Genomic DNA, 8,481 nt, shown 5'->3' on the forward strand with positions numbered 1-8,481 from the left:
TCCGATTTCCGGCAAACCTTATTCGCGAATTTCGGTCAGGGCTTTCGTCCGACCGCGCCGTAGGCGTCGACGGACGGGGCGTCCCCGTCCGGCCGCCACTCGGTGATCGGGACGAGCCCCGGCTCGGCCAGCTCAAGCCCCTCGAAACACCGCGCGAGCTGAGCGGGCGCGCGCAGGATGTACGGGACGCCGCCGCTCTCGACGAGCTTCTCCGCGCCCTCGACGACCTCCGCGCCGGTGTCGGTCCCGTCCCACATCACCAGATGGCTGCCGGACGACGTCGCGTCCATGACCCGCCTGACGATGGCGCGCACCACGGCCAGGTCGGGCTCGTAGCCGAGCACGCCCATGAACATCACCGCCGCCGGCTCGCCGAAGTCCACGACCTTCCCGGCCTCGGCGACGATCCGGTCCGGGTCGTGGTAGTCCGCGTGCACGTACGTGGTCGTGCCCTCCGCGGTGGTGCTGCCGAGCAGCGCGCGGGCGTGCACCAGCACCAGCGGGTCGTTGTCGACGTACACGATCCTGGACTCGGGCGCGACGCCCTGCGCGACCTCGTGCGTGTTCCGCATCGTCGGCAGCCCGGTCCCGATGTCGATGAACTGGCGGACACCGCGTTCGCGCGCGAGGAACTCCACGGCGCGGATGAGGAACCGCCGCGACTGCCGCGCCATCGTCACGATCTGCGGATACACCTCGGCGACCGCGTCGCCGGCGGCGCGGTCGGCCGCGTAGTTGTCCTTGCCGCCCATCCAGTAGTTCCAGATCCGCGCGGCATGCGGGACGTCGGCGTCGACGGCGGAGGGGTCCACCACGTCGCGGTCGGCCATGAATCTCCCTTTCCTCGGGGGGTGTGCCGGTCAACGTACTGCTTCGGCGTACTGCTTCGGCGAGGCCGCCTCGCATAGGAGAACCCACCGACACCGGAACGAGACGCGGGTGCGACCTCATCCGGTCAGGCTGGGACGGCGACCAACCGTCCAGCACGTCCAGCATCGGGAGGCCCGCGGTGTCGGTTCGACGGCTCGCCGCGCTCGGCGCGGTGCTGCTCACGGTCGCCGTGCTCGCCGGATGCGCAGGCGGCGGAGGCGGCGGAGGCCGTCCCGCGCCGCCGCAGCGGGCCTGGTTCCGAATCGACGTCCTGCCCGACGGGGACGCGTTCCTCGACCTGCACGCGGCGGGACGGCTGCGGTCGGACGCCGAAGTCAGCGCCCTGGCCCGGCAGATCGCCGCGGCGGCGTTCCCCGGCGCGCGGGACGTCCGGGTGCGCACCGAGCACGATCGCGGCATGCCGTTCGCCAGAGCCGAGATCGACCGCGCCTACCGGACGGGACGCAACGCCTCCCTCCGCATCGACATGGCCGGCGCGGCGCGGCTGCTCCGCGCGCGAGGGTTCCTCGACACGTCCATGAAGCTGCGGCTGCCGTCCGTGCCGTCCACGGTGCGGGCGGACGGGACGCCGTCCGGCCGGCGGACCTGGCGGCTGCGCCCGGACACCCCGGCGCCGGTGCTGAGCGTCGAGATGCGTCCCAGCCCGGCGCGCTGGCTCAGAGTGCTCGCTTTGCCGGTGCTGGGCGCGGCCGGGGTCGCGCTGGGCTTCTTCGTCCGGCGCCGGGTCTTCGCGCTCCCGGCCGCGGGCGTCGCCGTCGCCGCCGCGCTCGCCGCGATCGTCCAGCCTGCCGGGCGGCAGGGCGACAACCTCGGCGTCGCGGGCCTGCTCGGCGGGACGGCGCTGGAGGTCGCCACCGTCGTGCCGCTCGCCGCCGTGCCGATCGGGCTGCCCGCGGCGATGCTGCTGGCGGTCGTGGCCGTCCGCGGCCTCAACCGGCCGGACGTCCTCGCAGGCCACGAGGCCAGGCCGCGCGACACGGGGGTGTTCTGGTGACCTGTTCCGCGGACATGGAGCGATACCGACCGTCGACAGATCGTAAACTGAAGGTCATGTCCGACGGCCGCTCCACGTGCACCTGCGTCATCTGCAATGACTACGGTGACCGCGACCGCATGGACAACTTCCAGCTCCGCACCATCGTGCACATCACGGAGTACGGGTGGAGCGTCGTCCTCGTCCATCCCGACGACGCCGGGCCCGGCTGGGCGTACACGATCGGCCTGTGGCACAGCCACGGCGCGCCCGAGCTCGCCATGTTCGGCGGCGACGTGTACGAGATGGAGGAGTCGCTCAACGCGCTCGGCCGGCAGACCGCCGACGGGCGCGCCCCGGCGGACGGCGACCGCCGCGACGGCATCGTCCGCGGGCAGCCCGCCGCGTTCCGCGAGGTCGACCCGCGCTGGTACGACGGCCTGTTCGGCGGCGCCGTGGCGTTCTACCGGCGTCCCCCGCTGCCGATGCTGCAGGTCCTCTGGCCCAACCCGGAGGGCCTGTTCCCCTGGCAGCCCGGCACGGACCTGCCGTTCCGCCACTCCCAGCCATGGCTGTGGCTCACCCCGAAGCAGCACGCGCGCGGAGTCTGGACACGGCGGCTCTGACCTGCCCCGGCCGGACGCCTTGGGCATACGATCGGCGGAGTGTACGGGACGCTCTCCGAGCCGATCCGGACCCAGCGCCTCGTCCTGGAGCCGCTGGCCGTCCATCACGCCGACGAGATGGCGCCCGTCCTGGACGATCCGCGCCTGCACCGCCACATCGGCGGCGAGCCCCTCACCCTGGACGAGCTGCGCGCCCGCTACGAGCGCCTCGTCGCCGGGCCAGCGCCGTACCACCAGGAGTACTGGCTGAACTGGATCGTCCGGCGCGTCCGCGACGGGCAGGCGATCGGGTACGTCCAGGCGACCGTCGCGCCCGCGCCGCCGGGCTTCGCGGTGGCCTCCGCCTCCGCCGGGTCGACGGTCACGCCCGGCCCGCCGCGCCGGATCGCGTCCGTGGCCTGGGTCGTCGGGATGCCGTACCAGGGGTTCGGGTTCGCGACCGAGGCCGCCCGCGCGCTGCTGGACTGGCTGCTGGCGCACGGCGTCCGCGACGTCGTCGCGACCGTCCACCCGGAGAACCGGCCGTCCGCGGCCGTCGCGGCCAAGCTCGGCCTCCGGCCGACCTCCGAGTCCACGGATGACGGCGAAACCGTGTGGCGCCTCCCGGCCGCGGCGTCCGCACCCTGACGACGGGGTAGGCCACAATCGACTTGCCAGGAGGAACCGGTCGAGGAGTTGGAGCGCATGCGGGAGGTTTGGCCCGGGGACCCCTATCCGCTGGGCGCCACCTGGGACGGCACGGGCACGAACTTCGCGCTGTTCTCCGAGGTGGCGCGCCGCGTCGAACTGTGCATGTTCGACGCCGACGGGCACGAGACGCGGCTGGCCCTGCCCGAGGTGGACGGGTTCGTCTGGCACGGCTACCTGCCCGGCATCGGCCCCGGGCAGCGGTACGGGTACCGCGTGCACGGGCCGTTCGCCCCGCGCGAGGGCCACCGCTGCAACCCGGCGAAGCTGCTGCTCGACCCGTACGGCAAGGCCGTCGAGGGCGGCGTCCGCTGGCACGAGTCGCTGTTCTCGTACCGGTTCGCCGACCCCGACGTCCTGAACGAGGACGACAGCGCCCCCTACATGCCGAAGAACGTCGTCATCAACCCGTTCTTCGACTGGGCGGACGACCGGCCGCCGCGCGTCCCGTACCACGAGAGCGTCATCTACGAGGCGCACGTCAAGGGCCTGACGAAGCTGCACCCCGGCATCCCGGACGAGCAGCGCGGCACGTACGCGGGCCTCGCGCATCCGGTGCTGATCGACCATCTGCTCGACCTCGGCGTGACGGCCGTGGAGCTGATGCCGGTGCACCAGTCGATCCCCGAACACGCGCTCGTGGCGCGGGGGCTCGACAACTACTGGGGCTATAACACGATCGGGTTCTTCGCGCCGCACAACGCCTACGGGTCGTCCGGGCAGTGCGGGGAGCAGGTGCTGGAGTTCAAGGCCATGGTCCGCGCCCTGCACGAGGCGGGCATCGAGGTCATCCTGGACGTCGTCTACAACCACACCGCCGAAGGCGACCACCTGGGCCCGACGCTGTCGTTCCGCGGCATCGACAACGCGTCCTACTACCGGATCCGCGACGACGACAAGCGCTACCACCTCGACTACACCGGCTGCGGCAACTCCCTGAACGTCCGCAACCCGCACGCGCTGCAGCTCATCATGGACTCGCTGCGCTACTGGATCCTGGAGATGCACGTCGACGGGTTCCGCTTCGACCTGGCGTCCGCGCTGGCCCGCGAGCTGCACGACGTGGACCGGCTCGCGACGTTCTTCGACCTCGTCCAGCAGGACCCGGTCGTGTCGCAGGTGAAGCTGATCGCCGAGCCGTGGGACGTCGGCGAGGGCGGCTACCAGGTCGGCAACTTCCCGCCGCTGTGGACGGAGTGGAACGGCAAGTACCGCGACACCGTCCGCGACTTCTGGCGCGGCTCGTACGCGACGATGCCGGAGTTCGCGTCCCGGCTGACCGGGTCGTCCGACCTGTACGAGCACAGCGCGCGGCGGCCGTTCGCGTCCATCAACTTCGTCACCTGCCACGACGGGTTCACGCTGACCGACCTCGTGTCCTACGACCACAAGCGCAACGACGCCAACGGCGAGGACAACCGCGACGGCACCGACGACAACCGGTCGTGGAACTGCGGCGTCGAAGGCCCGACCCGCGACGCGGCCGTCCTCGACCTGCGGGCCCGGCAGCGCCGCAACTTCCTGGCGACCCTGTTCCTGTCCCAGGGCGTGCCGATGCTCTCCCACGGCGACGAGCTGGGCCGCACGCAGAAGGGCAACAACAACGGCTACTGCCAGGACAACGAGATCTCCTGGGTCCGCTGGGACGACTCCGACGACACGGAGTTCGTCCGGACCCTGTCGCGGCTGCGGCACGACCACCCGGTGTTCCGCCGCCGCCGGTTCTTCACCGGGACGGGCACCGGCGCGGCGGCCGACATCGCGTGGCTGACCCCGGGCGGCGAGAGCATGACCGACGAGGACTGGAACGTCGGGTTCGCCAAGTCCCTCGGCGTGTTCCTCAACGGCGACGCCATCACCGAACCCGACCCGCGCGGGCGCCGCGTCCGCGACGACTCGTTCCTCCTGCTGATCAACGCGGGCGCCGAGGCGGTGGAGTTCACGCTCCCCGGCGGCGAGTACGGCGAGCGCTGGGAGTTCGCCCTCGACACCGCCGAACCCGGCACCGCGGGCGAGCGGCCCCGCGTCAAGGCCCGCGACGCCGTCCCCCTCGCCGACCGCTCGCTGACCGTCCTCCGCAGGGTCCCCTAGGTCCCGGTGAGCAGCTAGGTCCCGGTGAGTTCCATCGCGGTGAGGAAGACGAGGACGAACGTCGTCACCGCCACGCCGCCGTGGACGGCCACGGCGGCGGCCGGGAACGCCTGCTCGGCGCCGCGGGCATGGCGGCCGCCGCGGCCGACGAGCCAGCGGGTGAACAGCATGAATCCCTGGAGAAGAACGACCAGCAGCGCGCCGAACGCCGCCCAGGCGTAGGCGGCGCGGCCGGTGGCCAGATAGACGACCCATATGGCGAGACCGACGACGGCGGCCAGCGGATGGCCGACGACGACCAGGATCGGAAAGCGCGTCACCTTCGTCGAGGCTCCCCCGTGCGCCATCCAGATGATCAGCAGATAACCGCCCGCCACGGCGGCGAGTATCCACGCGGCAAGCGCGGCGAACTCCACCCCCCGCTCCTTCCGTGCAATTCTCACACCCCGTCCCCCGGCCCCAGTGTCGCCCTTTCACGGGCCCGCCATGACGGATTCGTGCAGATTGGTGCACGGACGGTCAGCGTCGGCGTGCAGTAACTTGGCGTCCCATGCGAGCCCTCATCCCGGACGCGGGCGACGTCGACCTCGCCGAGCGCTACGCCTACCCGCCCGGCGGCGGCGCCTGGCTGCGGGCCAACATGGTCGCCAGCCTGGACGGCGCGGCCCAGCGCGACGAGCGCAGCGGCGGCCTCGGCAACGCCGCCGACCAGCACCTGTTCCTGCTGCTGCGCGGGCTCGCCGACGTCGTCATCGTCGGCGCCAACACGGTGCGCGCCGAGGGCTACGGCCCCGTCGAGCCGAGCGCGGGCTGGAACGGGGTCCGGGACGGGCGGCCGCCCGTCCCGCCGCTGGCGATCGTCTCCCGCACCCTCGACCTGGACTTCGACGCGCCGGTCTTCACCGCGGCGAAGGCCAGGACGATCGTGCTGGCGACCGCGACCGCCGACCCGGCGCGGCTGGCGGCGGCGCGGGAGCGCGCCGACGTGATCGTCGCCGGGACGGACTCGCTCGACTTCGCCGCCGCCGTCGAGGCGCTCGCGGCGCGCGGCCACCGGCGCCTGCTGTGCGAGGGCGGTCCGGGCGTCCTCGCGCAGGTGGTGGCGGCCGGGCTGCTGGACGAGCTGTGCCTCACCCTGAGCCCGCTGCTCCTCGCCGGGCACCCGACGCGGATCCTGAACGGGCCGCCGGTGCCCGTCCCGCCGGAGCTGACCCTCGCCCACGCGCTGCAGGACGACGACTTCCTCTTCCTCCGCTACGTCCGCAACCGGTAGCGGACTACACCGGCAACCGGTAGCGGACGAACAGCACGCCTTCGTCCAGATAGAGGGCCGCCGGGTCCAGCGGCACCTCTGCGTCCAGCCCGTGCAGAAGGCGCGTGTGGCGTGCGCTGCCGAGAAGCGTCGGGGCGATGTTGAGGCACAACTCGTCAACGAGGGACACACGGATCAGCGCGGTCGCCAGAGCCGGGCCCCCTTCGCAGAGGAGATGCTCATAACCGAGCCCTTCACGCAGCACCTGGACGGCGGCGGGCAGGTCGACGTCGTCCTCGCCTTCGGCGACCACCTGGATCGCGCTCGGGACGCGCTTTCGAGCGGCGCGCGATGTGACGACGACGGTCGGCGTCTCGGCCTCGGTGAACAGCGGGAGCGTCCAGTCGAGGTCGGCGGATCGGCTGACCACGACGATGGGTGCGGGCGGCCCGCCGCGGCGCGCGCGCAAATCGCGGCGTAGGCGGGCCGGTCCGAGCCGTCCTGTGCGGACGGTCCCGGCGCCTACGAGGATCGCGTCGGCGAGGGCTCGCAGCGTCCGGAAGACGCGGAAGTCGGCGTCGCCGCCGAGCGCGTCCGTCCAGCCTTCGGCGTCGGTGACGGAGCCGTCCGCGCTCATCACCATGCCGAGCCGCAGCCCCGGCGCGTCGCGGTAGGCGTCGTACGGATCGATGCCGTCGGCGGGTGGTCCGGGCAGCAGACGGCGCATGACCCGCAGGTTATCGGACGGCCTTTTAGGGCCCCCGCAATGTCCTTTTGTCGGTCCGGGGGCGCACTATAGGGGCATGGACCTGCCGATCAGTCCGCCGCTGTCGCCGATGCTGGCCAAGGCGGTCAAGACGATGCCCAAGGGCGACCTGCTGTACGAGCCGAAGTGGGACGGCTTCCGCTGCGTCGTGTTCCGCGACGGCGACGAGGTGGAGCTGTCCAGCCGGGGCGAGCGGCCGCTGACCCGGTACTTCCCGGAGCTGGTCGAGGCGGTGAAGCGCGAGCTGCCCGAGCGGTGCGTGGTCGACGGCGAGATCGTGGTGCCGCAGGGGACGCGCCTCGACTTCGAGGTCCTCCAGCAGCGCATCCATCCGGCCGCCTCGCGGATCAAGCTGCTGTCGGAGCAGACCCCGGCGTCGTTCGTGGCGTTCGACCTGCTCGCGCTCGGCGACGAGTCGCTGATGGAGACGCCGCTCGGCGAGCGCCGGCAGCGGCTGGTCGACACGCTGTCCGGGGTGCACGCGCCGATCCATGTGACGCCCGCGTCCGACTCCTACGAGCTGGCGCTGCGCTGGTTCGACGAGTTCGAGGGCGCCGGGCTGGACGGCGTGATCGCCAAGCCGCGCGACGTCCCGTACCAGCCCGACAAGCGGGTGCTGTTCAAGGTGAAGCACGAGCGGACCGCGGACTGCGTCGTCGCGGGCTTCCGCTGGCACAAGTCCGGCCCGATCGTTGGGTCGCTGCTGCTCGGCCTCTACAACGACAAGGGGCATCTCCAGCACGTGGGGGTCGCGGCGTCGTTCACGATGAAGCGCCGCGCCGAGCTGGTCGAGGAGCTCCAGCCGTACCGGCTGCAGGACCTTTCCGATCATCCGTGGGCGGAGTGGGCGAGCCAGTCCGAGGCGACCGTCGACCGGATGCCGGGCGCGGTCTCCCGCTGGACGGGCAAGAAGGACCTCAGCTGGGTGCCGCTGCGTCCCGACCTGGTGGTCGAGGTCGCCTACGAGGCGATGGAGGGCGACCGGTTCCGGCACACGGCCCGCTTCCGCAACTGGCGCCCCGACCGCACCCCCGAGTCGTGCAACTACGAGCAGCTGGAGGTCCCGGTCGCCTACGACCTCGGCGACATCCTCTCCGGCGAGGCGACCAGCCCCCGCGTCGACCGCTGACGCCCGGCCGATCCCGGCCCCGCAGCAGTGCGGCCGGGACGCGTGGTGAGCGTCCCGGCCGCGCCG

General features: G+C 72.3%; 9 protein-coding genes. 6 read left to right on the forward strand and 3 right to left on the reverse strand.

Annotation, left to right across the window (positions count from 1 at the left end; all coding sequences use genetic code 11):
- Positions 1-35: 35 nt before the first annotated feature.
- Positions 36-830 (reverse strand): SAM-dependent methyltransferase, encoded by a 795-nt coding sequence (locus ACH35V_RS32340; protein ID WP_395978256.1) that lies wholly within the window; start codon positions 828-830, stop codon positions 36-38.
- Between the two features lie 179 nt (positions 831-1,009).
- Between ACH35V_RS32340 and ACH35V_RS32345 the strand changes: the two genes are divergently transcribed.
- Genes ACH35V_RS32345 through glgX form a run of 4 tightly spaced genes read left to right on the forward strand, consistent with a single transcriptional unit; the run spans position 1,010 to position 5,268 of the window.
- The gene (locus tag ACH35V_RS32345; protein ID WP_395978258.1) at positions 1,010-1,885 is read left to right on the forward strand and encodes a hypothetical protein; all 876 of its coding nucleotides are present in this window, start codon (positions 1,010-1,012) and stop codon (positions 1,883-1,885) included.
- A gap of 56 nt (positions 1,886-1,941) precedes the next feature.
- The gene (locus ACH35V_RS32350) at positions 1,942-2,490 is read left to right on the forward strand and encodes a DUF4262 domain-containing protein (protein WP_395978260.1); all 549 of its coding nucleotides are present in this window, start codon (positions 1,942-1,944) and stop codon (positions 2,488-2,490) included.
- 39 nt (positions 2,491-2,529) lie between these two features.
- Entirely contained in the window at positions 2,530-3,117 is a 588-nt protein-coding gene (locus tag ACH35V_RS32355; RefSeq protein ID WP_395978262.1) for a GNAT family N-acetyltransferase, read from the forward strand.
- A gap of 57 nt (positions 3,118-3,174) precedes the next feature.
- The gene (gene glgX / locus ACH35V_RS32360) at positions 3,175-5,268 is read left to right on the forward strand and encodes a glycogen debranching protein GlgX (RefSeq protein WP_395978264.1); all 2,094 of its coding nucleotides are present in this window, start codon (positions 3,175-3,177) and stop codon (positions 5,266-5,268) included.
- A 14-nt stretch (positions 5,269-5,282) separates the two neighbouring features.
- On the opposite strand, the gene ACH35V_RS32365 is transcribed toward glgX, so the two are convergent.
- Positions 5,283-5,684, reverse strand: coding sequence for a hypothetical protein (locus ACH35V_RS32365; RefSeq protein ID WP_395978266.1), 402 nt, complete (start codon positions 5,682-5,684; stop codon positions 5,283-5,285).
- Positions 5,685-5,818: 134 nt separating this feature from the next.
- Here ACH35V_RS32365 and ACH35V_RS32370 point away from each other — a divergent pair, with 134 nt between their 5' ends.
- Entirely contained in the window at positions 5,819-6,541 is a 723-nt protein-coding gene (locus ACH35V_RS32370) for a pyrimidine reductase family protein (RefSeq protein WP_395978268.1), read from the forward strand.
- A 4-nt stretch (positions 6,542-6,545) separates the two neighbouring features.
- On the opposite strand, the gene ACH35V_RS32375 is transcribed toward ACH35V_RS32370, so the two are convergent.
- Entirely contained in the window at positions 6,546-7,247 is a 702-nt protein-coding gene (locus ACH35V_RS32375; RefSeq protein WP_395978270.1) for a dihydrofolate reductase family protein, read from the reverse strand.
- A gap of 76 nt (positions 7,248-7,323) precedes the next feature.
- Here ACH35V_RS32375 and ACH35V_RS32380 point away from each other — a divergent pair, with 76 nt between their 5' ends.
- On the forward strand, positions 7,324-8,415 hold the full coding sequence (locus ACH35V_RS32380) for an ATP-dependent DNA ligase (RefSeq protein WP_395978272.1): 1,092 nt from the start codon (positions 7,324-7,326) through the stop codon (positions 8,413-8,415).
- Positions 8,416-8,481 lie beyond the last annotated feature (66 nt).

The organism is Actinomadura sp. 1N219, assembly GCF_044326405.1.
GTDB lineage: Bacteria > Actinomycetota > Actinomycetes > Streptosporangiales > Streptosporangiaceae > Spirillospora.